This window comes from Limnothrix sp. HT2024 (assembly GCF_059138625.1).
In genome coordinates, this window is the sequence record NZ_CM181121.1 from 4370435 (window position 1) to 4396107 (window position 25673).

24 protein-coding genes and 1 CRISPR repeat array are annotated in these 25673 nt (G+C 55.5%); of the genes, 10 read left to right on the forward strand and 14 right to left on the reverse strand.

Annotation, left to right across the window (positions count from 1 at the left end):
- Positions 1-12: 12 nt before the first annotated feature.
- From AC2IAX_RS17940 to AC2IAX_RS17970, 7 genes are all read left to right on the forward strand, one after another.
- Positions 13-342, forward strand: coding sequence for a hypothetical protein (locus tag AC2IAX_RS17940; RefSeq protein WP_494388661.1), 330 nt, complete (start codon positions 13-15; stop codon positions 340-342).
- A gap of 234 nt (positions 343-576) precedes the next feature.
- Positions 577-1035 carry a 50S ribosomal protein L9 gene (gene rplI, locus AC2IAX_RS17945; RefSeq protein WP_099533812.1) on the forward strand — a complete coding sequence of 153 codons (459 nt, stop codon included), beginning with the start codon at positions 577-579 and terminating at the stop codon, positions 1033-1035.
- Positions 1036-1314: 279 nt separating this feature from the next.
- Positions 1315-2679: a replicative DNA helicase gene (gene dnaB, locus AC2IAX_RS17950; protein WP_494388662.1), complete on the forward strand. Its 1365-nt coding sequence runs from the start codon at positions 1315-1317 to the stop codon at positions 2677-2679.
- 231 nt (positions 2680-2910) lie between these two features.
- Entirely contained in the window at positions 2911-3249 is a 339-nt protein-coding gene (locus AC2IAX_RS17955) for an MGMT family protein (RefSeq protein ID WP_190531805.1), read from the forward strand.
- Between the two features lie 76 nt (positions 3250-3325).
- On the forward strand, positions 3326-5872 hold the full coding sequence (locus AC2IAX_RS17960; RefSeq protein WP_494388663.1) for a M48 family metalloprotease: 2547 nt from the start codon (positions 3326-3328) through the stop codon (positions 5870-5872).
- Between the two features lie 302 nt (positions 5873-6174).
- Positions 6175-7233, forward strand: coding sequence for a sulfate ABC transporter substrate-binding protein (locus AC2IAX_RS17965; RefSeq protein ID WP_494390437.1), 1059 nt, complete (start codon positions 6175-6177; stop codon positions 7231-7233).
- Between the two features lie 94 nt (positions 7234-7327).
- Positions 7328-7645 (forward strand): NIL domain-containing protein, encoded by a 318-nt coding sequence (locus tag AC2IAX_RS17970; protein WP_494388664.1) that lies wholly within the window; start codon positions 7328-7330, stop codon positions 7643-7645.
- 256 nt (positions 7646-7901) lie between these two features.
- Here the strand turns inward: AC2IAX_RS17970 and AC2IAX_RS17975 are convergent, their stop codons facing one another.
- From AC2IAX_RS17975 to AC2IAX_RS18010, 8 genes are all read right to left on the reverse strand, one after another.
- Positions 7902-8273 carry a HEPN domain-containing protein gene (locus AC2IAX_RS17975; RefSeq protein WP_494388665.1) on the reverse strand — a complete coding sequence of 124 codons (372 nt, stop codon included), beginning with the start codon at positions 8271-8273 and terminating at the stop codon, positions 7902-7904.
- Entirely contained in the window at positions 8270-8638 is a 369-nt protein-coding gene (locus tag AC2IAX_RS17980) for a nucleotidyltransferase domain-containing protein (protein WP_494388666.1), read from the reverse strand. Before AC2IAX_RS17980 ends, AC2IAX_RS17975 begins: the two co-directional genes overlap by 4 nt.
- Positions 8639-8815: 177 nt before the next feature.
- On the reverse strand, positions 8816-9196 hold the full coding sequence (locus AC2IAX_RS17985; protein WP_494388667.1) for a HepT-like ribonuclease domain-containing protein: 381 nt from the start codon (positions 9194-9196) through the stop codon (positions 8816-8818).
- Positions 9197-9212: 16 nt separating this feature from the next.
- The gene (locus AC2IAX_RS17990) at positions 9213-9557 is read right to left on the reverse strand and encodes a nucleotidyltransferase family protein (RefSeq protein WP_494388668.1); all 345 of its coding nucleotides are present in this window, start codon (positions 9555-9557) and stop codon (positions 9213-9215) included.
- Positions 9557-9907, reverse strand: a complete 351-nt coding sequence (locus tag AC2IAX_RS17995; RefSeq protein WP_494390438.1) for a DUF4926 domain-containing protein — start codon at positions 9905-9907, stop codon at positions 9557-9559. Before AC2IAX_RS17995 ends, AC2IAX_RS17990 begins: the two co-directional genes overlap by 1 nt.
- Before the next feature lie 67 nt (positions 9908-9974).
- Positions 9975-13520 carry a WD40 domain-containing protein gene (locus tag AC2IAX_RS18000; protein WP_494388669.1) on the reverse strand — a complete coding sequence of 1182 codons (3546 nt, stop codon included), beginning with the start codon at positions 13518-13520 and terminating at the stop codon, positions 9975-9977.
- Entirely contained in the window at positions 13517-14137 is a 621-nt protein-coding gene (locus tag AC2IAX_RS18005; RefSeq protein ID WP_494388670.1) for a type I restriction enzyme HsdR N-terminal domain-containing protein, read from the reverse strand. The genes AC2IAX_RS18000 and AC2IAX_RS18005 overlap by 4 nt, the downstream gene beginning before the upstream one ends.
- Before the next feature lie 17 nt (positions 14138-14154).
- Entirely contained in the window at positions 14155-15426 is a 1272-nt protein-coding gene (locus tag AC2IAX_RS18010) for an AAA-like domain-containing protein (protein ID WP_494388671.1), read from the reverse strand.
- 184 nt (positions 15427-15610) lie between these two features.
- Between AC2IAX_RS18010 and AC2IAX_RS18015 the strand changes: the two genes are divergently transcribed.
- Together AC2IAX_RS18015 and AC2IAX_RS18020 are read left to right on the forward strand one after the other, a co-directional pair.
- Entirely contained in the window at positions 15611-15862 is a 252-nt protein-coding gene (locus AC2IAX_RS18015) for a hypothetical protein (RefSeq protein ID WP_494388672.1), read from the forward strand.
- A gap of 93 nt (positions 15863-15955) precedes the next feature.
- Positions 15956-16519, forward strand: a complete 564-nt coding sequence (locus AC2IAX_RS18020; RefSeq protein WP_494388673.1) for a Uma2 family endonuclease — start codon at positions 15956-15958, stop codon at positions 16517-16519.
- Between the two features lie 161 nt (positions 16520-16680).
- Here AC2IAX_RS18020 and AC2IAX_RS18025 read toward each other — a convergent pair whose 3' ends face one another.
- The 3 genes from AC2IAX_RS18025 to AC2IAX_RS18035 form a co-directional block, all read right to left on the reverse strand.
- Positions 16681-18615: an esterase-like activity of phytase family protein gene (locus AC2IAX_RS18025; protein WP_494388674.1), complete on the reverse strand. Its 1935-nt coding sequence runs from the start codon at positions 18613-18615 to the stop codon at positions 16681-16683.
- A 171-nt stretch (positions 18616-18786) separates the two neighbouring features.
- A complete protein-coding gene (locus tag AC2IAX_RS18030; protein ID WP_494388675.1) occupies positions 18787-19974 on the reverse strand; it encodes an NAD(P)/FAD-dependent oxidoreductase in 1188 nt (395 codons plus the stop codon).
- A gap of 131 nt (positions 19975-20105) precedes the next feature.
- Positions 20106-20336, reverse strand: a complete 231-nt coding sequence (locus AC2IAX_RS18035) for a helix-turn-helix domain-containing protein (RefSeq protein WP_494388676.1) — start codon at positions 20334-20336, stop codon at positions 20106-20108.
- A 234-nt stretch (positions 20337-20570) separates the two neighbouring features.
- Here AC2IAX_RS18035 and AC2IAX_RS18040 point away from each other — a divergent pair, with 234 nt between their 5' ends.
- Positions 20571-20840, forward strand: a complete 270-nt coding sequence (locus tag AC2IAX_RS18040; protein WP_494388677.1) for a peptide ABC transporter substrate-binding protein — start codon at positions 20571-20573, stop codon at positions 20838-20840.
- A gap of 68 nt (positions 20841-20908) precedes the next feature.
- A CRISPR array of direct repeats spans positions 20909-23051; the repeat unit is 36 nt; unit sequence GTGCTCAACGCCTTACGGCATCAGAGGTTTGGGCAC.
- 466 nt (positions 23052-23517) lie between these two features.
- Here the strand turns inward: AC2IAX_RS18040 and AC2IAX_RS18045 are convergent.
- Genes AC2IAX_RS18045 through cas7i form a run of 3 tightly spaced genes read right to left on the reverse strand, consistent with a single transcriptional unit; the run spans position 23518 to position 25618 of the window.
- Complete coding sequence (locus AC2IAX_RS18045; RefSeq protein WP_494388678.1) at positions 23518-23976, reverse strand: DUF29 domain-containing protein; 459 nt, start codon at positions 23974-23976, stop codon at positions 23518-23520.
- A gap of 33 nt (positions 23977-24009) precedes the next feature.
- Positions 24010-24705, reverse strand: a complete 696-nt coding sequence (gene cas5 / locus AC2IAX_RS18050) for a CRISPR-associated protein Cas5 (protein WP_494388679.1) — start codon at positions 24703-24705, stop codon at positions 24010-24012.
- On the reverse strand, positions 24692-25618 hold the full coding sequence (gene cas7i / locus AC2IAX_RS18055) for a type I-B CRISPR-associated protein Cas7/Cst2/DevR (protein WP_494388680.1): 927 nt from the start codon (positions 25616-25618) through the stop codon (positions 24692-24694). Before cas7i ends, cas5 begins: the two co-directional genes overlap by 14 nt.
- Positions 25619-25673: the final 55 nt, after the last annotated feature.

Here is a 25673-nt window from a genome sequence, read left to right on the forward strand (position 1 = left end):
GGGAGGTTTGTGATGTTGGACTGTTGCGATCGAAGGACAGTGGTTCGCCCCCAACGACTCATGCACCGATCGGAAGGGGAGTCGGCAAGATTGGTCATGGGCGAAAGTCGATCCGCCGCGATTCTGGATCGATCGCAACCCCTGATCAAAGGAATGGTGATTTTGGTTTGGGGTTTGTTGGCGGTGGTGGAACCCTGGTCTTGGCTGGGTCGGGGCCAGCGCTTTGCCCTGGCCGGTTCTCCTGAGCCAACTTGGTTAGTGCGATCGGCCGCCCAACAGCCAGCGCCCACCCCTCCAGACTCCGGCGGCCCCAGCCGCAGCCAGGGATCGGGCACACGCTAAGGATTTAGACAATTTCCGCCAGGCTTCGCTGATCAATCTTCGTCTTCAGACTGCTGCCAAGCTCGACATAGCTGTTAATATTGGAAATTGCCTTTTGTCTGGCAATGTCTAAAAGTTTGTTGAGTGGGGCGCGATCGGTGCGCGTGATATTGCTCCTACACCGTAATTGCGCAGTGCCCGAGTGCTTACCCAGCGACCCGCCCATCAACAGCCCAACACACGATATCCCCAACCATGGCTAAGCGAGTTCAAGTAGTTCTGAGCAAAGACGTTAGCAAGCTGGGTAAGACCGGCGATTTGGTAGAAGTGGCTCCCGGTTATGCCCGCAACTACCTGCTGCCTCAGGGGGCAGCCGTTAACGTAACCCCTGGAATTCTGAAGCAAGTGGAGCGCCGGCGCGAGGCCGAGCGCCAACGCAAGATTGAAGAAAAACAACGCGCAGAAGCCAACAAAACGGCTCTGTCTACCGTGGGCACGCTGCGGATTGCCAAGTCGGTGGGCGAAGGCGATGCGATCTTTGGAACCGTGACCACCCGCGAAGTGGCTGACAAGGTGAAGGAATACGCCGGGATCGATTTGGATCACCGCGATATGACCCTGCCCGAAATCAACAAACTGGGCAAGTACACGGTGTCGCTGAAGTTGCACCCGGAAGTGGTGGCAACGGCCACGATCGAAGTGATTGCCGAGTAGGGTTGCCGCTGGGACGTTTGGGCACATCAGCTAGGCGATCGCTCATGGTCGATCGCTGGTGGCCCGCTCTCCATCCTCCCTGTCCTGAATATCCTATCCATTGCTCAGATCCCAACCAGGATCCAGAGCAGTTTACTCCCATGGGGGTCTGGCTAGTTCCAGCCCCCATTTCTGTGGCATAGTGCCGATCAGAATGCGCGTGGCACTAAATTTCCTATTAGATTCCCTATTCTCTTTATTTTTTCGATCGCGAACCCATCGATCAAACTTGTTTGCAATATGAGTGAGTCGCTTGATTTTTCGACCGTGAGCGATCGACTGCCGCCGCAAAATATTGATGCGGAAGAGTCGATCCTCGGCGGCATTTTGCTGGATCCGGAAGCGATGAACCGCGTTGCTGAAATTCTGACACCGGAGGCATTTTATTTAAGTGCCCACCGCACCATTTTTGAAGCCATGCGGGAACTACATGCTCGGGGCAATCCGACGGATTTGCTATCGGTGAGCACTTGGCTGAAGGATCGAGACCTCCTAGAAAAAGTGGGTGGCTCCCAAAAAATATCGCAACTGCTCGATCGCACCGTTAGTGCAGTTAATATTGATCGCTATGCCCTTTTGATTGCTGATAAATATGTGCGGCGGCAACTCATTTCTGTTGGCGGTGATATTGCGCAGTTGGCATTTGACAATAGGGAAGAATTGGCTAAATTGCTCGATCGCGCAGAACAGCGCCTGTTTAATATCACCCAATCCAAAGCCAAAAATGATTTAACTTCTGCGGAGGTGATTCTCTCGGAAGCATTCTTTGAGCTGGAAAGTCGGGCCCTGGAATCTCAGATGCCGGGACTGAGCAGCGGCTTCTATGATCTGGATGCGATGACTCAGGGATTCCAGCGATCGGATTTGATCATTGTGGCGGGTCGGCCCTCGATGGGCAAAACCAGTTTTGTGATGAATGCGGCTCGCAACGTGGCAGCGATTCATAACCTCCCGATCGCCATTTTTAGTCTGGAAATGTCGAAGGAGCAACTGATGTATCGGATGCTCTCCAGCGAAGCGCAAATTGAAAGCAATCGCCTGCGATCGGGACGAATTAGCGAAAATGAATGGGGGCGAATTGGGTCGGCCATTCAGGGTCTTTCTAACCTGAAGCTTTATATTGACGACACAGCGGATATTTCAATTACAGAAATGCGATCAAAAGCCCGTCGCCTGCAAGCGGAACGCGGCGGCGCATTGGGGCTGATTGTGATTGATTACCTGCAATTGATGGAAGGAGGCGGAGATAACCGAGTACAAGAGCTGTCAAAAATTACCCGATCGCTCAAAGCTTTAGCTCGGGAATTAAATGTGCCAATCTTGGCCCTATCTCAGCTCAGTCGTAGCGTAGAATCACGAACAAATAAGCGACCAATGATGTCAGATCTACGCGAATCTGGGTCGATCGAACAAGACGCGGATTTAATTTTAATGCTTTATAGAGAAGAATATTATAACCCAGATACTCCTGATCGGGGAATTGCAGAAGTATTGCTGACCAAGCACCGTAACGGCCCAACGGGCACAGTTCGCCTACTGTTTGATTCGCAGTTTACGCAGTTTAAAAATATGGCTGGCGGCGGCGGTGGTCGCTTTCAGCCCTAGGTGAAAACTGGCTGGAATCTTAGAGGATGTCTGAAAAGTATCTTTCGGCCCGAACTAAGCACCAATAGTCGTGGCAGCAAGGGGCTTAAGCCCCTTGTTTCCGTTGATCGCTGGAGCAAGCATTGTATTAACTTTGGCTTTTCAGACATCCTCTTAGCGAAGATCTTGAAGGTCTGATTTTAGATCTTGGTTTGAATAGCGATCGGGCGGTTGAGGAGCAATGGCAATTCAATGACAGTTTATGCCCAAATTTATGCGGTGGTTCAGCAAATTCCCCCGGGCAAGGTGGCAACCTATGGGCAAGTGGCCGAGCTGGCTAACTTGGCGGGTAAGGCGCGGCTGGTGGGCTACGCCCTGGCACGGGTGGCGGGGGACGATCGAGACATTCCTTGGCAACGGGTTGTGAATGCGCGGGGGGAAATTTCCTATTCGCCATTTCGGCAGGGCAATGATTATTTGCAGCGGGCGTTGCTGGAACGGGAGGGGGTGCAGTTTGATGCGGCCGATCGGGTCAACTTGCGGGTCTATCGGTGGCGGCCGGGGGAGCCGGACGGGCACACTAGCCTTTAGATTTGGATTCGGAATTTGAACGGTTGAGCAACCGTTGAATTCTGCGTCTTGGATTGGCTAGTTTTGGGTTGAAACTATGGCGGAGTTGGGGGCAGAGGGGGCACGATCGCAGCTCCAAGCGGGCTTGGCGGCCCTGAAACAGGGTCAACCGGCGGCGGCGATCGCCCCATTGGAAATGGCCAGCACCACCTTGGCGGGGGCGGAGCAGGCGCGGGCCCAAGCGGCCCTCGTGGGGGCTTATCGAGCTGTGGGGCAATGGGCTAAGGCGATCGCCCTTTGTGAATCGTTGCTGAATCATCCCAACCCCCAGGTGCGCCAGTGGGCTACCCAAGCGCGATCGCAACTGAAGCCGCCGCCACCACCCGCTCCGAAACCTAAAGCGGCAGAGGATCCGGGTTTTGTGCCCCTGGAAGCGGGAAATGTGGGTTTTGTGCCCCTGACGGATGCTCAGGCGATCGGGAAGCGAACCCAGGTGGTGCGGGTGGCATTGAATCCGAATCCAGGATCACCCGCTTTAGGATCGCCCTCGCCGGGATCGGCAACCGCTGACCCAGGGCCGAATCCGCCGATCGCCTCTGCAACTCCTGCAACCCCTGCACCAACCTCCCCATCAGATCTTCCCCAAAACTCTGCGGCGGGTTCCCCGCCCTTGTCCCCCAACCCCGATCGCCCGCCGGCCGTAATGGCGGTGGTGACAACGGTGGAAACGACTGCCCCGGAAGCGCAACCTTCAGCGGCGACGGATGCCCAAACCCCCGAACCCTACAGCGTGCAATGGCGCAACGGGGGCCGAGCCGATCGCCGCACGGTCTTGACTCCGAGGCCTTGGGGGCCGCGGTTGGTGAGCCAGGCGATCGCGATCGTCCTGTTGGCTTGGGTGGTGCAACAGTTTGTCCTGCTGGGAACCGCCACCTATAACAAACTGCTGGATTGGCTGTCGGTTTTGTTGCCTTGGTTGCCCATTTGGGGAGAGGCCACGCCCTATGTCACCGATGATCCCTCGGTTTCGGCTTGGATTGCCTTGGGGCTGTTGTTTTTGGGGTCGCCTTGGTTGTTGGATGAGGTGATGCACCGCTGGGGTAGCCAAACGCGCAAGTTCTCAGAGCTTTCTGCCCAGCGGCCGGAGACGGCGCGTCTGTTGCAACGATTGGTGCGATCGCGCAATCGCCCGGTTCCTTTTCTTCGGTTACTAAACACGGACTTACCGGTGGTGGTGGTCTATGGCTGGTTGCCGGCCCAGGCCCGCCTAGCCATCAGTCAAGGGGCGATCGATAGTCTGAGTGATGGGGAACTGGCAACGTTGGTGGCCGCCCAATATAGCCAGATTGATTGCGGCGACAGCGCGATCGCCAGTTGGGCCACGGTGGTGTTGCTGCTGCCCTATGGGTTGCATCAATGGGCGGCGCAATTGGCGGAAACCTGGCAGCTTTGGCCCGCCAAGCTGGGGGCGGTGGGTTTGTCGGTTCTGGCCTATGGGCTGTATCGGGTGGAGCGTTGGGCCCTGTTTGGCTGGAGTCGATCGCGCCAGACCGAAGCCGATCGGCTCGGGGCCGCCGAAACGGGGGATCCCAATGCCCTGGCGCGGGCCCTGGTTAAGTGCGGTGCGGCAGTGGCAGAACAGGCGATCGCGAACCGGTCCCTATCCCCTTGGTTGGTGGCGATCGAGCTGTTGTTGCCCTTCAGCCCCACCTGCGCCGCCATTGAAGGCAGCTTCCACCCGATCGCGCCCCCCGAACCCCTGTGGGTCTGGGGCCGACGCAATCCCTATCGCAATTGGCTCCAGCTCAATCACACCCATCCGCTCACGGGCCAGCGAATGGCCACCCTGGCGGAATTAGCCGTGCGCTGGCGATTGGAACCGGAATTTGAAGCCAGTGATCGAGCAGCCCAAGACCAACAACAACGCTACCTGCCGCCCTTGCCCCGGGCCCGTCCCCTGCGACCCACCACCCCCCAAACCCTGTGGCTCCAGTCCGGGCCTTGGGTGGGCATGGTGGCGGGGGTGGGGGTGGCCCTGCTGCTGTGGGTAATTGGGGGATTGGGGCGGCTGTTGAACCACCCGATCGGCTGGATGTGGGCCGATCGCTCCCTGCTGTGGGGCCTGGCCTGGATGGGCTGCGGCCTGGGGATTTTCCTGCGGCTGAATGCCTTCTTCCCGGAAATTCGCGGCCGTTTACCCCTAATCTTCAATGCGGATGGGCCGCCCTTGGCCAGTGCCTTGGCCGAACCCAACGCCCTCCCGATCGATGCGGTGATGGTGAAAGTATCCGGACGACTCCTGGGGCGATCGGGCTGGGCCAATGGACTTTGGCAAGATTTGTGGTTACAAACCCCCAGCGGCCTCTTGCCCTTGCACCTGGCCAGCCGTTGGGGTTGGCTGGGAACCTTGATCCGCCAAGGTCGCCAAGAACTCCCGATCGGCAGCCCCGTGATGGTCACCGGCTGGCTGCGGCGGGGCGGCATTCCTTGGATTGACGTGGAAAGTCTCAATCTTGTGCAGGGGCGGCTCACCAGCACCACCAGCCTGGTTTCACCCGATGCCCATCCCTTGCGATCGGTGCTCTTGGGGGCGATCGCCGTGGCCATCGGTTTCAGTATTCTGATGCGCTATCGCTGGTTTTAGGGGCGGGTTTTGCTGATGTGGTCGCCCTGATAAAGCCCCTTGCAATCAAAACACCGGTAACTCGATCGGGTATCTGGACTTTTGGATCGACATGGGTTATTCTCAGAGGCGATTTAATCTCCGGTAAACCGACTGACTTACTGGAAATTCAATCCGGGGCGTACAATCACCCCACCCCCGATTTTTTTACCCCACCCTGCGACCCACGCTTAAACAGGGTTAATTGCAAGGAGTTTTGCATCGTGACTGCGCCTTTTCGCTTAAATCGCCCCAGCCGCCGCCGCCTGCTTGCCTGCTTGGGCATGGGTTTGCTCGCGAGTGGGATGATTTCCGCCTGCACTGGCTCCAACAATCCCAACGCCAACGGCTCCCCGGCTGCCGGTAGCTCGCCCGCGACGGGCACACCAGCGGCCAATGCATCGGCTGCTAACAACGAACCGATCGAAATTACCTTGGTGTCCTATGCCGTGACCCGATCGGCCTATGAAAAAATCATTCCGCTCTTTGTCGAAAAGTGGCAAAAAGAACGGGGTCAAACGGTCAAAATTAACCAAAGCTATGGCGGTTCCGGCTCCCAAACTCGTGCCGTGATCGATGGTTTGGAAGCGGATGTGGTGGCCCTGGCGTTGGGGCAGGATGTGGAAAAAATTGAAAAGGCCAAATTAATTGAACCCGGTTGGCAGCAGGAAGCGCCGAACGAGGCGATCGTTCACAAGTCCGTTGCGGCCCTGGTGACCCGGCCGGGCAACCCGAAGGGCGTGAAGGATTGGCCCGATTTGGCCAAACCGGGTTTGAAGGTGATTACCGCCAACCCCAAAACCTCGGGCGGGGCCCGCTGGAACTTCCTGGTGCTGTGGGGCGCGGTGACCCAAACAGGCGGCACGCCGGAAAAGGCAGAATCCTTCGTGAAGTCGGTTTATGGCAATGTGCCGATTTTGCCTCGGGATGCGCGAGAAGCCACGGACGTGTTTCTGAAGCAAAACCAAGGCGATGTGCTGATTAACTACGAAAATGAACTGCTTTTGGCCCAAGCCAAGGGCCAAAAGGTCGATTACGTGGTTCCGACGACGAATATTTCGATCGATAGCCCCGTGGCTGTGGTGGATCAGGTGGTGGACAAACGGGGCACTCGGGAGGTGGCAGAAGCCTTCGTGAAGTTCCTTTACACCCCCGAAGCCCAAAAAGCCTTTGCGGAAGCAGGGTTCCGCCCGATCGACCCGGCCATTGAAGCGCAGTTTAGCGATCGCTTTGGCAAGGTCACCAAACTCTTCACGGTCAAGGAACTGGGCGGTTGGGATGCCATCCAAAAGCAGTTCTTTGCCGATGGAGCCATTTTCGACAAGATCCAAACCAAGAAATAGGTTCTGGGGGGCGATCGCCCACGGCCCTCAACGGACCCAGCGCGATCGCCCCGCCCCATTCCCACAATCCCGATTTTGGACGGGAGGCAATCCGATGACTGACCCCATCCACACCGATTCTCCGGTCACGAATTCCCCGATCGACTCAGAACCGGGGCATCGATCGCAAGTCCGGGTGCGCATCCGTGTGCCCAGCAACTATCGACCCGATCCGGTGATTTCCACCATCATTTCTCGGTTTGGACTGACCGTGAATGTGCTGGCGGCCCTGCTGGGATCTGACCAAGATAGCGATGGTTGGTTTGACCTAGAACTCAGCGGTTCCAACGCCCAAATTCAAAGTGCCTTGCTATATTTCAACGATTTGGATCTGGAAGTGTGGCGTGATGATGGGGATCCGGACGGAATTTGAGTTCTGGGCTGAACCCTGCCACCTTGCTTTGATGGCGTTCTGAACCTGCTCGATCGCCCTTTCATCATTCTGTTCGACGAGATCCAAACCAAGTAATCAGTTCTTGGGGGGCGATCGACAAGGCCCAGCGGCTAGCCCACTGGATCAAAATTTCGTGCTGATCAGCCGATCGCCCATCCCAAGAATGGGTTGAATGGGGCGATCTAGCCTGGGCTAACGCGGTCTGGTGATTGCGGTTCAGGGGGCAACAGCCAGTTCACAGCAGGCGATCGCCAGTCTCGATGAATTCTTGGGCCTGTTGGAGCAGCGATCGCGTTAGCTCAGGAGAGAGGTTGCTAATTGGGGCATAGTCGGCTTGATGCCGAATGGTTTGGGCATCTAGGAGATAACGATGGAGATGACTGGGAACGCGATCGCGGTTGGCAAAATCTCGCCCAAATGTAGAGATGATCGCGGCGTGGCTGGAAAATGATTGTCCATCGCCTTCGACAAATGCAGAGGCAATATAAAACATGGCATAGTAAGCCCGAGAAGCGGCAGTTGAAAAGTAGCCGTGGCTCAATAGTAATTCGGCTGCCGCGAGGCTTTCTTTGGCTTTTTCAAGAAGATTTTTTTGATCGTCGGTCATACTACGACACCTTCTTTACGGATATTTCGCATTAGCATTCCGTTGTTTTGGAGAAAGAAGGATTCGTCTAGGAAAACTGGAGAAATTACTACGTCATGCTGCAAGCAAAGATCACAGATTGGTTGACCTACAAGCTGTAGTTCTGCTCCTAGGTCGCAAAAATTTTTGAGGACGATCGCCACATCAATATCGGAGTCTGGTTGAGCATCGCCTCGGGCACGGGAACCGAAAAGAATCAGGTGAACCAGGCGATCGCCCCAGAGGGTTTGCAATTGGCTTTTGAGGAGGTTGAGCAGTTGGGCGAGGGTGGCAGGAATGGGGTCAGTAGTTGGGGAAGTGTTGCGGTTGATCGGTTGGGTGGGCATCTCGCTTGCAGCCCCACTATCTTCTGTGTCAACAAGAATTGATTGAGTCATGGTGAGTGCCCGATTGTTCAGTTTGCAAGTTTCATACCTAGGTGGCGCTGTCTTGGATGTCAGCGCGATTTGCCTCTGGCGGGCTGATGCTAATGTACCAAAGTCCAGCGGCGGATAGAGTCTTGTTCAGTCTTGATCTTGTGAGTCTTGGATCATTTTTTGCACCGTAGTCACTAATTCTGGAATGTCATGGTGGCAAGTGTTGAGAATTTGAGCTTCGTCAACATCAAAATAAGTGTGAGCTAGTAAATTTCTGAGTCCAAAAATCTTTGTCCAGGGGATTTCTGGATATTGAGCAAGGAATTCTCCTTCTGTTTTTTTATCAATGGCTTTGAATGCTTCTCCAACCGCAAGCAGCACCATGCAAATAGCATCTAGATTGCTGCGTCCAGCCTTGGTGGCCAAAAAGTCTTCGAGTTTTGAAATATCTTGCAAGCGATCAGGAATTCGTTCTAGTGCCTCCAAAATCTCCTCTAGTCGTTCTAATAAGATTCTGCGTTCGATCATTGATCAATCCTTGTATTTAGACATAAACCGCTTCTTGGTCGATGCGAGCCTTTAGGCGCGGACTGAGGCTTGGTCGGTAGCGCAGAATATCAACGGGGCGGTTCAAGAGTTCTGTGAGTTCGAGTTGTAAGGCCACGGTGACTAGGAGGTTGGGGTAGTCTGTTTGGAAGACGATATCGACATCGCTATCGGGGCGAGCTTCCCCGCGAGCATAGGAACCAAAATATCCTAAGGCTGTCAGGTGAAAGTGTTCGCCTTTCTGTTCTTTAAAGGTTTTTAAGAGGAGCTTGAGGGTTTCGGTGGGAATGATTTGAGGGAGTGCTGCGGGTTGAGTTTTGGAAAGGTTTGAGACAGTTTCCATCACGGTTCAGACGATCGACTAATGGGGGTGGTTGATAGGAGGGAGCGGGTAAACCCCAAAACCTGTTCTTGGCGATCTTCGGGCAAGACTTGAATGAGGGCGGCAATGCGATCGCTCAGGGAAACCCAGGTTTGGGTGGCATTGCGCCAAATGACGATGAATTGCTGGGGCGATAAGCGTTTTAGGGCGATGGTTTCGCCGTCAGGATTTGTAAATTCAATTTCGTAGGTGGAGGGAGAAATTTGATTGTCGTATATTTCAATAATTGATCCGCGATCGCCTGCTTGCAGTCCTAGGTCAGGCAGATCAAGCAGAATTTCGACAACATCGAATAGGTCGGGTGGAATCAGGCTCGATCGCATGATTGACGACTGGGAGTTTCTGGATCGGGCTAGCGATGGCGCATTGGCTGGTTTGTCAGGACGATGGGGGATAGTCGCAGACTTTGGGGTTGTTGCGATCGGGGTGGTCGGGGTTGGTTAGGTAGGGCTTGAGGTAGGTGCAGGCTTTGTCGAGCAGCCCCTCGATCGTCATCGGCCACAGTTTCACAGTGTTGTCATCGCTGCCAGTGGCCAAAATTCGCCCATCAGGACTCCAACTCACGCTCCTAACCGAGTACCTATGCCCCCGTAGGGTTGCAATGGATTGACCGCTAGCAACATGCCACAGTCTCACGGTGTTGTCAGCGCCACCAGTGGCTAAGATTTTGCTGTCAGGACTCCAGCTCATACTCATAACCAAGTTTTCATGCCCTTGTAGAGTGGCAATGAGTTGACGGCTGTCTACGTTCCACAATTTAACGGTCTTGTCACTGCTACCAGTCGCGAGGGTTTTCCCGTCGGGACTCCAACTCACACTCAAAACTGAGCCGTCATGACCTTGCAGAGTCGCTATCACCTGACCGCTAGCGACGTTCCACAGTTTCACCGTGTTATCACGATTCAACCGTGGATCACCCGTGAAAAATGACCCGCTAGCAGTGGCAAGAGTTTTCCCGTCAGGACTCCAGCTCACGCTATTAACTGGGCCGCGATGTCCTTCCAGGGTGGTGATGAGTTGAGCACTAGCGACGTTCCACAGTTGTACGGTAGTGTCACTGCTGCCGGTGGCGAGAGTTTTTCCGTTAGGGCTCCAGCTCACACTATTAACTGAATCGTCATGCCCTGGCAGGAGGGTGGCAACGGTTTGGCCACTGGCCACGTTCCACAACCTCACCATATTGTCACGACTCAACAATCGACCATCCATAACAAATGATCCACTGGCAGTGGCAAGCTCTTTGCCATTGGGACTCCAACTTACGCTATTAACCGGGCCGCGATGCCCCTGTAGGGTGCTAACGGTTGGGTTGCTAGCAAAGTTCCACAGTTTCACCGTACTGTCAGAGCTACCGGTGGCAAGGGTTCTCCCGTCGGGACTCCAACTTACGCTATTAACCGAGCCACGGTGTCCTGACAGAGTAGCTGTTGTTTGATCGCTAGCAAAGTTCCACAGTTTCACCGTACTGTCAGAGCTACCGGTGGCAAGGGTTTTGCCGTCGGGACTCCAACTTACACTACTAATTGAGTTGCGGTGTCCTGGCAAAGTGGTAGTCACCTGACCACTGGCCAAGTCCCACAGCTTCACGGTCTTATCGTCGCTTCCGATAGCCAAAATTTTGCTGTCAGGACTCCAGCTCACGCTATTAACCCTGTCGATATACCCTTGCAGGGTAGCGATCTCCTGACCTCCAGGAACCTTCCATAGTTTTACAGTCTTGTTAGAACTGCCGGTGGCGAGGGTTTTGCCGTCGGGACTCCAACTCACGCTCAAAACCCCGCCGCGATGCCCTTGCAGGGTGGCAATCGCCTGACCGCTGGCCACGTTCCACAGTTTCACCGTACTGTCAGAGCTGCCGGTGGCGAGGGTTTTGCCGTCGGGACTCCAACTCACACTCAAAACCCAGCCGCTATGCCCTTGCAGGGTGGCAATCGCCTGACCGCTGGTCACATTCCATAGTTTCACAGTGCCATCCCTGCTGCCGGTGGCGAGGGTTTTGCCGTCGGGACTCCAACTCACACTCAAAACCCAGCCGCTATGCCCTTGCAGGGTGGCAATCACCTGACCACTGGCCACGTTCCACAGTTTCACAGTGCTATCCCTGCTGCCGCCGGTGGCGAGGGTTTTGCCGTCGGGACTCCAACTCACGCTCCTAACCGAGGCGCGATGCTCTTGCAGGGTGGTAATCGCCTGACCGCTGGTCACATTCCACAGTTTCACAGTGCCATCCCTGCTGCCGGTGGCGAGGGTTTTGCCATCGGGACTCCAACTCACGCTAAAAACCGGACCGCTATGCCCTTGTAGTTGATTTTTTTCTCGAATTTTTTCCAAAATGTTTTGTACCGCATCGAGCGGGCCAACTACCGGCAAGGCGCTACGAACTTGAGCTAAAGAAACGCCTGTGGCTTGTAGGTCTTGCAAGGCTTTTGTGGCATCTACTAGGGACTCTAGTTGTTCGCCTGCCTGAAATCTTTCAGTTGCCGCCAAACTACGGCGATTCAAGACAGCTAATGACCCTTGTTGCGAAGAGAACCAAAGACTCAAAGCCACACCCGCTACAGAAATTAACGATGCCACTGCCAAGGTCAATTGGCCCGCTTTAACTAACTGGTCTGCTTTTTCCTTCGCTGCTTCTAACGTCTGCCGCACCACCCGCTCTTCTCGCAGTGCCAACTGCTGACTCGCCCTAAAAAAAAACTCATCCTCTGGAGGTAAGCGCTTGCCCTCAGCCCATTGCAGTTGGTTATCTAAATCTATGTTGTGCAACAAGTACGACTCATCCTGTTGCCCCGACTTTAGCCAAGCCTGAAGCTGCTCCTCATAGGGCCGCAACTCCGCCAACCGCGCCGCCACCCAAGCCGAGTCAAACACCGCCCCATAAATTCGGTTGTAGACCCGCAGCCGCCCGCCCTGCGATCGCACCAGCCCCACCAAGCGCAACTCCAACTCCTCCTCGCTGGAGTCCAGCTCAACCCCATCCGCACTGGCCAACACCCGCTGCAAGCAACCCAACCGCCGCCCCAGGTTGGCCGGGTTCGCCTCCAACAGCCGATCGCGCCGGGCCTTGAAGTGGTCTTGGGGGTCGTCAAACTGCCACCGCTCCACAATCTCCCGCTGCACCAAGGTCGCCACCGGCTCGCCCCTGTCCCGCACCAAGGCACAGAGCCGCTGCGTCAAAAACGGCTGCCCACCCGTCCAATCCAAAATTTCCGTGAGGGTTTGCGCCCGTTCCGCCGCTGTGCCCGGCAACCGATCGCCCAATGGCCCCAACGCCGCCGCCAACGCCAACCCCGACAACTCGATCGCTTGGCCAATGTTGAACGGGGTCTGGGTGCGATCGCGAATTAACTGCGATGGAGCCGCCACCCCCAGCAAACAAAACGTCAATCGCTGAAATTCAGGCCGCTCCGATCGCTGGTTATAAAAACTCCGAATTCGCGCAAAGAACGGATCGATCGAAAACGTCGTCAACCGCAACGTACTGTCAATTTCATCTAAAAAAATCGCGATCGGCTGGGCAATTTGTACCAACACCACCTGCGCCACAAAGTCCCCAAACTGCTGCACAGGCGACAAATCGCCTCGTTCTGCCAACCAAGTTTTGCGGTTAAAGTCGAGGTCTAACGCCTCCGCAATTTCCGCCATCAAACCATTATAAAACTGCGCTTCTGTAATCCCATCCGAAATCACATTGGTCAAGTCGATCGAGGCACAGAACCAATCGCGATCGAGCAACTTGGCTTGTGTCCGTACCCGCAAACTCGACTTCCCCATTTGCCGAGAATTAAACACATAGCAAAACTGCCCTTGCTCCAACTTGGCTAACAGTTCCGCATCCGCCGATCGCTCCACATAAACAGGCGAATCCGCCGCGATCGTGCCGCCAACCTGATAGCCATAATCAAACGCATGGGAATCACTCATGGGGCGATCGCTCCCTGCAACCGTCGCAAAATCTGCACGACTTTCCCCAAGTGATCATCCGGCGGCAACAGAGAAAATAGCCCCGAAACGCCATAGCAAGATTGCAGGCGATCGAGCTTCAAAAACCGAAATTCACTGCCATTGGTCAATAAACCAAAGATCACCGGACTCTCACCCGCCAACATATAAGTCAAGGCTTGCGGCAAGGCTTTTTGCAGCGAAAAATTGCTGCTTTTGGATTCAATCACCAACAACCATAGGGATTGATGCAACACCAAAATATCGAGCCGGCCGCGATATACCCGATCACCTTCCTGAGCCACCAACTCCACCGATCGCTCATCCTCGATCGCAAACTCCGGCTCATAAAATCCCGCCAGATCCAACAGCGGCGACACCACCGCCATTTTCACCAAATTCTCAGACACCGACCCGCGATCGACCAAAGCTTCGTAATAGCGAACCACCCGAGCGATCGCCACCCGATCCAACTCGCTCAACTTCGGCAATTCGCCCTGCCATTCCCCAAAGAAATCGGGATCGGGCGATCGCCGCAAGCCAAAGTCCGCCGCCAACGCTGCCAAGGTGGTTTCGTCCGCAATTTGTACCACTGCCATCGTTGCTCACCCCCCTGTCAGCGAACTGGATGCTCCGCAAAAAAGTCCCGATACATCGCACAACGCCAAGCAATCCCCTGGTTGACAAATTCCCCCAACCCCAACCGCTCCAGCGATCGCATGGTTTCTAAGTCCATACTCACAGCTTCGTCACTGGCCACCATTTGGGCGATCGCTGCTCCTAGTGTGGCTCTTTGGGCAAGGTCATATAGCTCATTCAGGTGGCTGCGGTAAATCCCTTGGAGAGTGGGCGCTTGGGCTACTAAGTGGGCGACTGCATCGGGTGCTTGTCCCTGAAGTTCCCGCCAAGCCAATTCTAAAAGACGCGGATAGCCACTGGTCACCCGCATCAGATCCGCCACTTGCGATGCAGTTAGCCCCAGTTCCAATTGCTCTGCCCATTGGCTGGCTTGCTCGGTTGTGAAGTTGGGCAACCGGGCTTCATGCCCCACATTAAACGGCGACTGATGAATTTCTAGCTCAATATAAACTTCTGTGGAATAGGACAAAATAAACCGAACTTTTTTCCACTGATTGAGGGTTTTGGCTTTGTCAAACCACCCACGAATTAATCCGAAAAAGTCCTTAGCCCAAGCTTGATCAAATAGCAGATCAACATTATCTAAAGCCAAAACTAATGGGCGATCGCTGGGTTTCAAAAAATTCGTGAGCCAAAATTCGCCACAGTTATTTTTGGGTGTGCTGTCTTGATCCCAAGCCTCAGTCACCATGTCAGGATCAAGATCGAGCGATCGCGCCGTTTCCCGACAAAACCACTGCAACCAAGTGGTGAGATCCTTCTGGTCGAGATCGTCAGCCGATCGCATATCCAAAAACACCGTGCGATCGCCCCGCTGCCGAGCCTGTGCCAACAGCCAACACAACAAGCGTGTTTTGCCCAACTGCCGCGGCCCACGCACCCGCACCAATGCCCCCGGCTGCTGAAGCGCGTGATTGCACTGGTCTTCCAAGGGCGGCCGCTGAATATAAACCTCCTCAGGCTCAGGGCTGCTCTCCTCAGGCGATCGAATCTCCTCAGGATCTAGCCCCAGCGCCTGACAACACCACCGAAATTTCTGGAGTGATACCCCTGTTTTATTCTTAACAAATCGCTGCCATGAACTTTTATGAAACTTCTCTAATCTGCGATCAATATTGGGGTGATCGATCAGCGGTCTATTGACCTCGACGACTAAATCTACCCACTGATCGCTGCCGGGTTGCCAACCTCGGGCCTTAATTGCCGCCTGAATGCGCTTCAATCCCTCCTCACTTGCCCGAATCCCCATCGCTCCTCGCTCCAGTGAACCGCTCTGAACAGTTTAGAAAGATTTTGAACAGGTCTGAACAAATCTGACCCAATTTGCCACCATGCTTCAAAAAACATCACCCCAAAATTCACTGGCCGCTGAAAAGACTTGAACAAGCCACCTCAGCGATTCTGAACTCATCAACCCACCAGGAGTTCAGCTCATGAATCGCCAAAGTCAATTGCCCCCTGCTGCCCCCGAAACCACCCAAACCGAACAGATTGAGCTACTTCCGATCGCCCTGGATCTGCAACCCCTCGTGACCGGCAGTAACTGGCTCGGGAGCTTGCTGGCACTGCTGGTGTTAGCCCATGGCATCACCACTAGTGCCGAGCGATCGCTCCGGTTAGTGATGCCCGTTGTGCAGTGCCTGGTTAAATGGCTGATCGCCCAGCGCCAGAAACCACACCAATAGACTGCGATCGCCTGGGGGCAAGGGGTTGAAACTCCTTGTCTCCCCGATCGGCTGCGACTTGCTACGATCGAACCATGCCCTACCAGACTCCCCATGCTCGCCACCGATCCGCTCTATATCAGCCCCGCTGATTACCTTGCCGCTGAAGAAGTCAGCCCAATCCGTCACGAATACCGCGATGGCGAAGTCTTTGCCATGACTGGCGGCACACGTAACCACAACGCAATCATTGGTAACTTACTCGTTGCGCTGAAAACTCAGCTTCGCGGTTCTGGTTGTCGTGTTTTCTTGGTAGGAATGAAGCTGCGAATCGAGGCAAGTAACGCTTTCTACTATCCCGATGTTGTGGTGACTTGCGACGATCGCGATCGCCCCAATAATGAACAATATATTAGCTATCCCCGCCTGATTATCGAAGTGCTTTCGCCCAGCGCAGCCCGGTTCGATCGCACCGCAAAATTCGCTGATTACCGCACGATTCCCAGCCTGACTGAGTATGTGCTCGTTTCGACGGATTGCCAGGCGATCGAGCTGTTTCAAAAGAGCGATCGGGGTGAATGGCAACTAGCGAATCCGAGCGATCCGATGCAATTAACGAGTGTTAATGTTTCGATCACGATCGCGGAGATCTATGAGGATACGGATCTTGTGGGTTAATCTTGCTGGCGGATTGCCAACGCAGTCCAGTGAGCGGCAATCCGTAAAGGATAACCCCTTGCAGTAACTATGAAGCAACTATGAAATGGTTGGTTGTTGGGGGTTTCACAAGGGGCCGTCGCCCCCTGTGAAAACGAGCGATCTAAACGGGAAGAGCCGATCTAGACCAGTAGGAATCGACTGGCGATCGCGCTGGCTTCCGCCGTTGAGCGACCGCGCAACACCCCAATCAGTTCATCGCCGCCGCTGAGGCCTGCCGTGCCGTCGTTGTCGATGAACAAACCCAGGGCGGTGGCATCCACGGTGGTCGTGCCCAGGACGTAGGTGGCTCCGCTGGTCAGTTGCAGGCGATCGTCCGTGGGGCTGAAGTCCGTGATTAGGGCGTAGTCACCCAAGCCGGGGTTGCTGTTGTTGGTGTTGCTGTAAAACGCGCCGCTGCTGTTGCCCAACACAAACAAATCGCTACCAGCTCCGCCGACGAGGGTGTCGATTTCGCCAGCGCCCCGGAGACTGTCGAGGCCTGCGCCCGTTAGGGTGTCGTTGCCTTGGTCGCCCGATAGGGAATCGCTGCCCAGGTCGCCAAACAGTTGGTCATCGCCCTGACCACCGAACAGGACATCCGCATCTTGGCCACCGCGCACAAGATCGTTGCCTTGGTTGCCATAGAGGGTGTCGTTGCCCTGGTTGCCCGCGAGGGTGTCGTTGCCTTGGTTGCCGAAAACCTGGTTGTCGCCACCCCGCGCATCGAGTCGATCGGCGGCGTTGGTGCCGCGAAATTCCCGCGCTACGGGCAGGGCCTCATCAAACCGAATCAAGCCCAATCGTACGGGGGTGACTTCCGTTTCAAAGGGCACGGTGCCGTTACCGGGCAGGGTGTCGGCCGCCAAGCCAAAGTCGTTGTCGTTGACGATCGCGAGGGTGTTGGCATCAACCCGCGCCAGGCCTTCGGGCTTGTCCACGTTCACATAGCCCGCTTCTGCGGCGTTCACGAGCAGCCGTTTGGCAACGGGTTCAATGCCGGCCGCTTTGAGTTCTGCGTAGGTTAGCTGCTCGATCGTTTTACCGGGGGGCAGTTGACGCAAATTGGCGGGGGAATTGATGTTGGTCGCGCCCGCTAGGTCGATCTGATAGATCAATTTGTTGGAGCTGGTGTCGGTCAGGTCGTCGCGTTCAATGACGGCAAATTGGCCGCCTCCGATCGCCACGGCATCCCCAATCTTGTCGGTGCGTCCATCGCCACTGCGGGTGATGTCATCAAGGATGTAGAGATATTCGGCGGTTACTTCGCGGGTGCTGATGTCCAACTGCACGATCCGCAGGTTGCGCGATCCTCGGGAGGTGGTGTCGGCGGTGCTGTCGGGATTGTCGATCGCGCTTTGGATGAAGGCATAGAGTTTGTTGCCATCCAAGGCCACGGCTTCAAACCCGCGATTGGCCCGTCGCGACCCATAGACAGCAGGCAAGATTTCCGTGCCGAATGTGCCGGCGGGCTGTTGAGCGGCGGCGGCGGTTCCCTGGGGAATGAAGCGGTTCAGGAGTTTACCGGTGCGATCGAACTGATAGATGGCGGGGCGATATTCATCCACCATCCAGAACGAGCCATCGGGGGCCACCACCACCCCTTCCGAGTCAATGCCTACGGGGTCGTTTGTGAGTCGGTTGCCAAACAAGTCCACGGGCACTTCGTCCGTGTAGGCTGCGCCGGAGGCGGCCGCTTGCACGTTGGGCAGGCCGGTGATCGGGCGATTGTCAGCGGCCTTCAGCCCGATCGTCTCGGTGAGGGTGAAGGCACGAGTGGCCGGATCCAAGGAAAAGCGAATTAACTGCGGCTGAAAATTGGGCAGTGCGAAGGGCCGCTCGCTGCCGGGCACATCGCGCAACAGGTTGGTAGGCTCGCCGTTGGGGCCGCGATCGGTATGGGTCAGGAATTGCAACCGCCCGTTGGCATCTCTTCCCTCGAAGGCTAACCCGGAAAACCCGCCCAGAAAAATCTGTTGACCGGGCGTGGTTTGGGAAGGGTTGCGGGGGTTGGTCGTGGCTGTTGTGCCCAACAGCGGACGGTTATTCCAATCGAAGGTCGAAATTGTGGTGGCCATACAGCACAGGAAACAACAGTGGGCAGAAGCTCCCGAACGATCGAATCGTGCCTTGGAGCTTGGCCACTGTATCGGCCTGGGCTTAAGCAACCGTTAACACTAGATTGCTGTTTGCTTAATCTGTGCCTGCCGGTTCAAGGCCGCTGAACCCAGGGCAACCGATCGCCCTGCTCAAACCTGCACCAGGGCATCCCAACGGTGGAGCGTTTTTGCCGATTGCAGCAAGCGCCGAGGGAGCGATCGCCCGGTCAAGAAGTTCATAAACCAGGGGGACTGATTCCAGCGATTGATCCGACGGGACAGGACAAACTCCTGATCGAATAGTCGCTGCAAGTCGCGATCGTAGGCGGAGAGGGCTGCGCGATCGAACTGGCCAACCCGGATGGCCGTCGCGGCCACGGCCGCCGCCAACCGCCCCGAGTCGATCGCCTTGGCCGTGCCAAACCCCGTCAGCGGATTGCACAGGCCGGCCGCATCACCCGCCAGCAACACCCGATCGCCCGATCGGCGGATCTGGGCCGAGCCACCAAAGGTCATGGGCCAGGTTTCCGGCTCAGTGATGGGTTCTGCGGTTGCCAAGCGTTCTCGCAGCCAGGGCTTGGCGGCAATCACTTCCGACAGCAACCCGGACAGGCGGGCGGGATCGTTGCCAATTTGATCGGCCCTAGTGCCCAAGCCAACTTTGAACCGACCATCGGCCAAGGGAGCAATGAACAAAAATCCCGGCAAGAGGGGTTGAATATAGTGTGCTTCGATGTGGGGCTGCTCGAAGCCGGCCACGTTGCGGTAGTAGCGGTGGAGCGTCAGGGCCCGATCGGTGGGGTCTTCGGTGGGGTTCAGCAACAGGCTGGCCACGCGCGATCGGGCCCCATCGGCTCCAATTACGAGCTTGGGGTGCAGGGTTTCCGTTTGCTCACCGATTTTCAACACCGCCGCCAACCGATCGCCCGCCGGTTCCAGGGCCACCAATTCACAACCCAGCCGCAGATCCGCAGTCGATCGATCCACAAACTCCAACAGCAGGGCATCCATGGCCTGGCGATCCATGGTGTAAATCGGGGCTTGGTCGGCCAGGCGGGGCAAGGGGGGTTGGTAGCGATCGCCCCGATCGCTGAAAATCCAAGCGCCGGCCGGACAGGGCAACAGGTCGGGGCTGGCGAGGAGGGCTGCTGCCAAGTCAGCGCGGTTGAGGCGATCGAGTGCTGCCAACAGATCCTGGCCAAAGGCGTTGCCGTCCACTTTGTCGCGGGGAAAAATGGCGCGATCAATCAGCACATGGTCAATACCCCGCTGGCTGAGGGTGATGGAGCTGGCCACGCCTGCCGGCCCGGCTCCGACGACTAAAACATTGGTTTCCATAGCAGTGGATTGAAGGACAAATCTTTTTTGAAGATTGAATATTGTCTATTGATCTTCTTAGATTGCCCGATCGTCAACTTGCCAAAATTGGAGGTGCTGGGGACTAAAAACCAAAGAAAATGGGCGATCGGCTATTCCACAATTTCGCCTAAATATAGCCGCACGAAATCCCGCGCCGCTTCTGGATTTAGCTTTTTTAAGGCTGTGACGATCGCCACGATCGTGTCACCACTAGGATCGCGCACGTCATTACACCAGCGATATACCGTGGTTCGCTCGATGCCCAGTTTGGCGGCGAGGGCATACTGACTGACATCGTGCGAGGTCAAAACTTGCTTTAAAACTTGTCCGGCTTTCCCCATAGGCTCAATCCTCTCAAAAGCCTATAGGTTTCGTAAATTGGCTACCATTTGGACTAGTAAATTGATCGGTTGACGTATACAGATTGGACTATTAAACTTAAGAAAAGTCCAAGTAAGTGAGATTTTGCAAAGCTGCTCTAAGTCCCCATCACATTCAATGGTGGGTGGAGACTGATGCCTCATTGATCTTGCTTTGCTTGTGCCAACGGCCAATTCATTTCAGGAGGAACGGCCATGACGACTGTAACTGACTTTGTGGAAACGCCGATCGCCCCGGAATCCTTGACTGAGGGGCAATCCGCGCTCGATCCGTTGCCCGCGCGATTGGACGGGCGCGAAACGGTGAAGGTGATGGTGATTGGGTCGCCGCGTGCGGTGGAAAACACGATCCGTGTGTTGTATCTGCGCGGCTTTGCGGAGTTGTACGAATGGTCACCGATGCAGCCAACCCAAAATCCTGGTGAGGTGATGAGCCTGATGCGGCGGCTGTTGTCGTTGCGTTGAAAAGTGGGTGGGGCGATCGGGGAGGTTTGAGGCCTTTTCCCGATCGCTCTTTTGTGCTGTGCTGTGCTACGCTCAACGCCTTACGGCATCAGAGGTTTGGGCACCCAAAAAGTGATCGTGATCCTGACATGATCACTGATGTGCTCAACGCCTTACGGCATCAGAGGTTTGGGCACCGGCCGTTTAGGTCGATGTCGATGTTGACGGGTGGTTGGTGCTCAACGCCTTACGGCATCAGAGGTTTGGGCACGATTTGCCGAAGTTGGGCCACGTTATAGCCGGCCGTGCTCAACGCCTTACGGCATCAGAGGTTTGGGCACAATCAAAATCCATTGCTCTTTTCCGAAAATGTCAATGTGCTCAACGCCTTACGGCATCAGAGGTTTGGGCACCCAAAAACCGCTATCGGCTTGAACTTGAGAAAGCTGAGTGCTCAACGCCTTACGGCATCAGAGGTTTGGGCACTTGGCTAACCCGCAACGGCTATCGGGTTGATGGGGTGCTCAACGCCTTACGGCATCAGAGGTTTGGGCACAAAGGGATCAAGGTGCAGCATGATCCACTACACCCTAAAGTGCTCAACGCCTTACGGCATCAGAGGTTTGGGCACAACCCTGGCCGGTTACCCCTGCCGGGATCTTTGCGGCCGTGCTCAACGCCTTACGGCATCAGAGGTTTGGGCACAGGGCGCATACCGCCTCCGATTGATCTCAAAGTTTGGGGTGCTCAACGCCTTACGGCATCAGAGGTTTGGGCACGGCTTAACGCCCTCCTTCTTGGAGGGCGAGGATTGGTGCTCAACGCCTTACGGCATCAGAGGTTTGGGCACAGCCCATCCGCAACGAGATCGCAGAACCCTCGCAGCCGTGCTCAACGCCTTACGGCATCAGAGGTTTGGGCACTTCCACAACTGGGGCTACCCGCTAGAGGATTTATTACCGTGCTCAACGCCTTACGGCATCAGAGGTTTGGGCACGCCAGTTCCGGATGAGGGCGACGTTGTTGTTGCTGTTGGTGCTCAACGCCTTACGGCATCAGAGGTTTGGGCACTGCGGTCTGGAGTTTCGTTGACGACCTTAATTCTGTGAGTGCTCAACGCCTTACGGCATCAGAGGTTTGGGCACGTTTCCGTGCCGTCGCTGACTTCGATCCAGGGCTGGCGTGCTCAACGCCTTACGGCATCAGAGGTTTGGGCACTCGAAAGGGATGGCGAGGATATTGCCTTGGTCTAGTGCTCAACGCCTTACGGCATCAGAGGTTTGGGCACTGGGTCGTAGGGTAAAGGGTCTTTGTCCCAATAGAGTGCTCAACGCCTTACGGCATCAGAGGTTTGGGCACTCTGTAGCAGTACCGTCATTAACCGCTTTAGTGGCCGGTGCTCAACGCCTTACGGCATCAGAGGTTTGGGCACATTTTGTTATGACGGAGATAGAGGACTGGTGGTTGTGTGCTCAACGCCTTACGGCATCAGAGGTTTGGGCACAAACCGGCGACGTTGTGATCGAGCCTCCACCGCTGGCGTGCTCAACGCCTTACGGCATCAGAGGTTTGGGCACAACAGCTCCCCACGATCGCCTCGTATCCCATGATGTGCTCAACGCCTTACGGCATCAGAGGTTTGGGCACCGATCGCCCAGTGCGATCGGCTTGCTGTGGCGGCCAAGCGTGCTCAACGCCTTACGGCATCAGAGGTTTGGGCACGGAGCGGCGGCTGGGGCAGATCGCCCAGCGGGCCAGCAAGTGCTCAACGCCTTACGGCATCAGAGGTTTGGGCACGGCAATTGGGAGTGTCAAGATTGCGATAATCCAAGAATGTGCTCAACGCCTTACGGCATCAGAGGTTTGGGCACACCCACCAAGGGGCGACCACCCACGAATCGACTATCGCGTGCTCAACGCCTTACGGCATCAGAGGTTTGGGCACGCGTTCTGTAAAAACGTTGGACAGTAAGGAGCCTGTGCTCAACGCCTTACGGCATCAGAGGTTTGGGCACGCCCATCGCCATTGCTTCCACCGGGGCTGACGTTAATGTGCTCAACGCCTTACGGCATCAGAGGTTTGGGCACACGCGATCAGTTGCGACGGTGGGGCTACCCGCGCGTGCTCAACGCCTTACGGCATCAGAGGTTTGGGCACGCTGCCGCCACCCAAGACCACCGGGTTATCGGCAATGCGTGCTCAACGCCTTACGGCATCAGAGGTTTGGGCACGCCGCCGCCTGAAACCCTTACGGGACAAGCGCCGAAATGCAACCTTACAAGCATCTTACCCGATCGCCCCCGAGCGCCCCAAGAACCGCAAACAATTGACATTTTCCCGATCGCCCAACCCTTGCCCCACAAGCCTTCCAGCCATTTACAAGCATCTCCAAATCTCCCAAAACGCTCCAAACCCAGGCCCCAAAACACCTCCAGCCATTGCAGAACCCGATCACCCCGCCACAGCCAGAGGTGCTTGTCAATTGCCCAAACCTACAACATCCGAAAACTATCCGGCTTCAACGCCCAATCCACCGAGTCATTGCAGCGCTGCGCCCGCCTCACACAGGCATCGCAAACCCCCAAAATCAACAGATCATCCTCCGGCTTCAAGATCTTCGATAGCTCCCACCGCAACTTCTCTGATTCGGTCGCCAGGTTGGGGGCAAGGGCTTTAAACCCCTTATCTGTTTGGTGGTCAGCTCAAATCCGGCGCATCAAACTGATCGGAATTGATCACAAATTCCCAATCAAAGGGTGATGCTGAAGGCACGAGATTTTCCTCATAATCTTCCAAACCCATTTCATCGATCGCCAACAGTCGCCCCAACTCGTAGGCTTCGGCAAAGGCTTCCGAGATCACTAGTTTTAAGCTGGGATTTTTGGCTAGCAGCTTGCGAATTTCCAAGCGCTGCACCCGAATGGTGGTGCTCCAAGAACGACTCTGGCGATCGGGTTGATAGCGCCACTTCAACAGATGCCCCAACAAAATTCGCAACCGGCTGACGAGTTCCTTACGCTCCTGTCGTCCCATGCTTTCAATTTCGTCCGCCAGTCGTTCCCAGTCGATCGCCGCCGCATTGCGATCGCGCAGCAGGGCGGCCTGGGCGATCGTCCAGCCATAGAAATCGGTGTCGTAGGTGCTCTTTTCGATCACGTCTTCCGCCCTCCTTTTACGACTTAAAAGGATTTAGGTCTTCGGTAATTGAACCCAGGCTGCATCCGGCGGTTGCGGTAACGGCTCAATCGTGGGTGCAAAAACCTCCGTTTTGGTTTGGCTAGAATTCGTGCGATCAATCCAAGTGGTTAATCGGCAGGTTCCCTGACGCGGATCATCATTTTCTCCGACACGGGCATACCACTGCACGGGTTCTGGCTGAAGCCATTCGGCAATGTCATCTAGCAGGAAGTTGTTGTCACCCACAAAGGGCAAACCATAGCGTTCGTTGTTCAATTCACCCGCCAGACCTGCCAAAATTCTGGCTTGCAAATCAGCATCACACCGAACGGCTAACACCACATCGAGATTCAGCAGAATTTCCCGACGCACGGGTTTGATGTTGGGTTTTGTGCCTTTCGATCGCTCCCAATTTTCCGGCGGAACCTTGCCGACGGGGACGTTATGCAACTGTTGAAATAGGGTTGCTCGCTCATAGGAACTAAGCGGATTGAAGCGCCCGATCGCCAACTCAACCGTCGGTAAACCAGATCGCATAGGTGTGGAAGATTTGGCGATTTTTGTCCAATCTCGCGTTTCGATCGCTGCCAAATTTAACAACAACCCATAGGCAGCCGTGGGGGTGATGGTGGCCGTGGTCGATCGAAAAGTACCCGCTTGCAAGGGACGGAACGCCGCGAAGGGAGCTTTCACCCTAAGCAGCAGCACGGCCTTGGCCTCCCAGGAATGCATCGGCTACTGCTGACAACAGGCGATCGGGATTTGCAAACAGTTTGGCTCCGGCCGCTTCTAGGGCTTGGGCCTGTTCGGGTGACAAATTCCGCACCAATTCGCCACCCAGCCAAAATTCTGCCGGGGGCAAATCATCCGCATTCAACCGCGCGATCGTCCCCCAATGACCAGCCGCATCAAAGCCATAGGTTTCAAACCCTGCCACCAGCTTCGGCGTTAGGCGCACTGCGATCGACTTCGGCGCAAATTCAAAATAGTTGCGAGCATGGCCACCGGCCACCTCATTTAGCTCGGCAATTCCCCGCAGCAATGCCCTAGTCCAATCCGGCTTGGCTAAACAATCGCGCCCTGCTAACGCAAACGGATATTGAAACGCCGTGTAGCTCGTTTCCCGATGCAACAAAGCCGATTCTTTGGAGTTAAACCAAAACACTTTCGTGCGTGGCCTCTTCACACTCTTTGGTGATTGATGCAAGCTGGCATCAAAGCGATATTTTTCCAATGCCACTGCCAAATTCAAGCGAATCACGCTATCGCGCTTGGCAGGGTGGCTCATTTCCTTGGCATATTTTTTTTCATCAGCCACCAAGTAACCAAAAGCCCAATCATCAATGTAGCGATCGGGATTTGGTAAATCCTCAAAAGCTACAGCTAGCTGACCCTCGTCATAAACCCGCTCACGGTTACAGGGAAAATCAAACTTCGCCACAGTTTCTCGCAGAGCATTGCGAATCGAGTCTGCTGAAACGATCACATATTGCCCATCTGATCGTTCAATCTTCTGTAAGACTGTGCGATTTTGCTCCGATTCACCGCGATAGTTACTGCTCGGCGCAGCATGGGTCAAAACCGTTGCAAACAAATTCAAGATCGGTTGTTGAGTTGCCATGGTTTCTCAGATTGCTGACAAAAACTAAAAGCTTCCCTAACGGGCATCTGAGGTT

Excerpts from the sequence above, each read along its gene's own strand:
- AC2IAX_RS17940 (WP_494388661.1), top strand. The coding sequence starts at position 13 with ATGTTGGACTGTTGCGATCGAAGGACAGTGGTTCGCCCCCAACGACTC.
- rplI (WP_099533812.1), top strand. The coding sequence starts at position 577 with ATGGCTAAGCGAGTTCAAGTAGTTCTGAGCAAAGACGTTAGCAAGCTG.
- dnaB (WP_494388662.1), top strand. The coding sequence starts at position 1,315 with ATGAGTGAGTCGCTTGATTTTTCGACCGTGAGCGATCGACTGCCGCCG.
- AC2IAX_RS17955 (WP_190531805.1), top strand. The coding sequence starts at position 2,911 with ATGACAGTTTATGCCCAAATTTATGCGGTGGTTCAGCAAATTCCCCCG.
- AC2IAX_RS17960 (WP_494388663.1), top strand. The coding sequence starts at position 3,326 with ATGGCGGAGTTGGGGGCAGAGGGGGCACGATCGCAGCTCCAAGCGGGC.
- AC2IAX_RS17965 (WP_494390437.1), top strand. The coding sequence starts at position 6,175 with ATGGGTTTGCTCGCGAGTGGGATGATTTCCGCCTGCACTGGCTCCAAC.
- AC2IAX_RS17970 (WP_494388664.1), top strand. The coding sequence starts at position 7,328 with ATGACTGACCCCATCCACACCGATTCTCCGGTCACGAATTCCCCGATC.
- AC2IAX_RS17975 (WP_494388665.1), bottom strand. The coding sequence starts at position 8,273 with ATGACCGACGATCAAAAAAATCTTCTTGAAAAAGCCAAAGAAAGCCTC.
- AC2IAX_RS17980 (WP_494388666.1), bottom strand. The coding sequence starts at position 8,638 with ATGCCCACCCAACCGATCAACCGCAACACTTCCCCAACTACTGACCCC.
- AC2IAX_RS17985 (WP_494388667.1), bottom strand. The coding sequence starts at position 9,196 with ATGATCGAACGCAGAATCTTATTAGAACGACTAGAGGAGATTTTGGAG.
- AC2IAX_RS17990 (WP_494388668.1), bottom strand. The coding sequence starts at position 9,557 with ATGGAAACTGTCTCAAACCTTTCCAAAACTCAACCCGCAGCACTCCCT.
- AC2IAX_RS18000 (WP_494388669.1), bottom strand. The coding sequence starts at position 13,520 with ATGAGTGATTCCCATGCGTTTGATTATGGCTATCAGGTTGGCGGCACG.
- AC2IAX_RS18005 (WP_494388670.1), bottom strand. The coding sequence starts at position 14,137 with ATGGCAGTGGTACAAATTGCGGACGAAACCACCTTGGCAGCGTTGGCG.
- AC2IAX_RS18010 (WP_494388671.1), bottom strand. The coding sequence starts at position 15,426 with ATGGGGATTCGGGCAAGTGAGGAGGGATTGAAGCGCATTCAGGCGGCA.
- AC2IAX_RS18015 (WP_494388672.1), top strand. The coding sequence starts at position 15,611 with ATGAATCGCCAAAGTCAATTGCCCCCTGCTGCCCCCGAAACCACCCAA.
- AC2IAX_RS18020 (WP_494388673.1), top strand. The coding sequence starts at position 15,956 with ATGCTCGCCACCGATCCGCTCTATATCAGCCCCGCTGATTACCTTGCC.
- AC2IAX_RS18025 (WP_494388674.1), bottom strand. The coding sequence starts at position 18,615 with ATGGCCACCACAATTTCGACCTTCGATTGGAATAACCGTCCGCTGTTG.
- AC2IAX_RS18030 (WP_494388675.1), bottom strand. The coding sequence starts at position 19,974 with ATGGAAACCAATGTTTTAGTCGTCGGAGCCGGGCCGGCAGGCGTGGCC.
- AC2IAX_RS18035 (WP_494388676.1), bottom strand. The coding sequence starts at position 20,336 with ATGGGGAAAGCCGGACAAGTTTTAAAGCAAGTTTTGACCTCGCACGAT.
- AC2IAX_RS18040 (WP_494388677.1), top strand. The coding sequence starts at position 20,571 with ATGACGACTGTAACTGACTTTGTGGAAACGCCGATCGCCCCGGAATCC.
- cas7i (WP_494388680.1), bottom strand. The coding sequence starts at position 25,618 with ATGGCAACTCAACAACCGATCTTGAATTTGTTTGCAACGGTTTTGACC.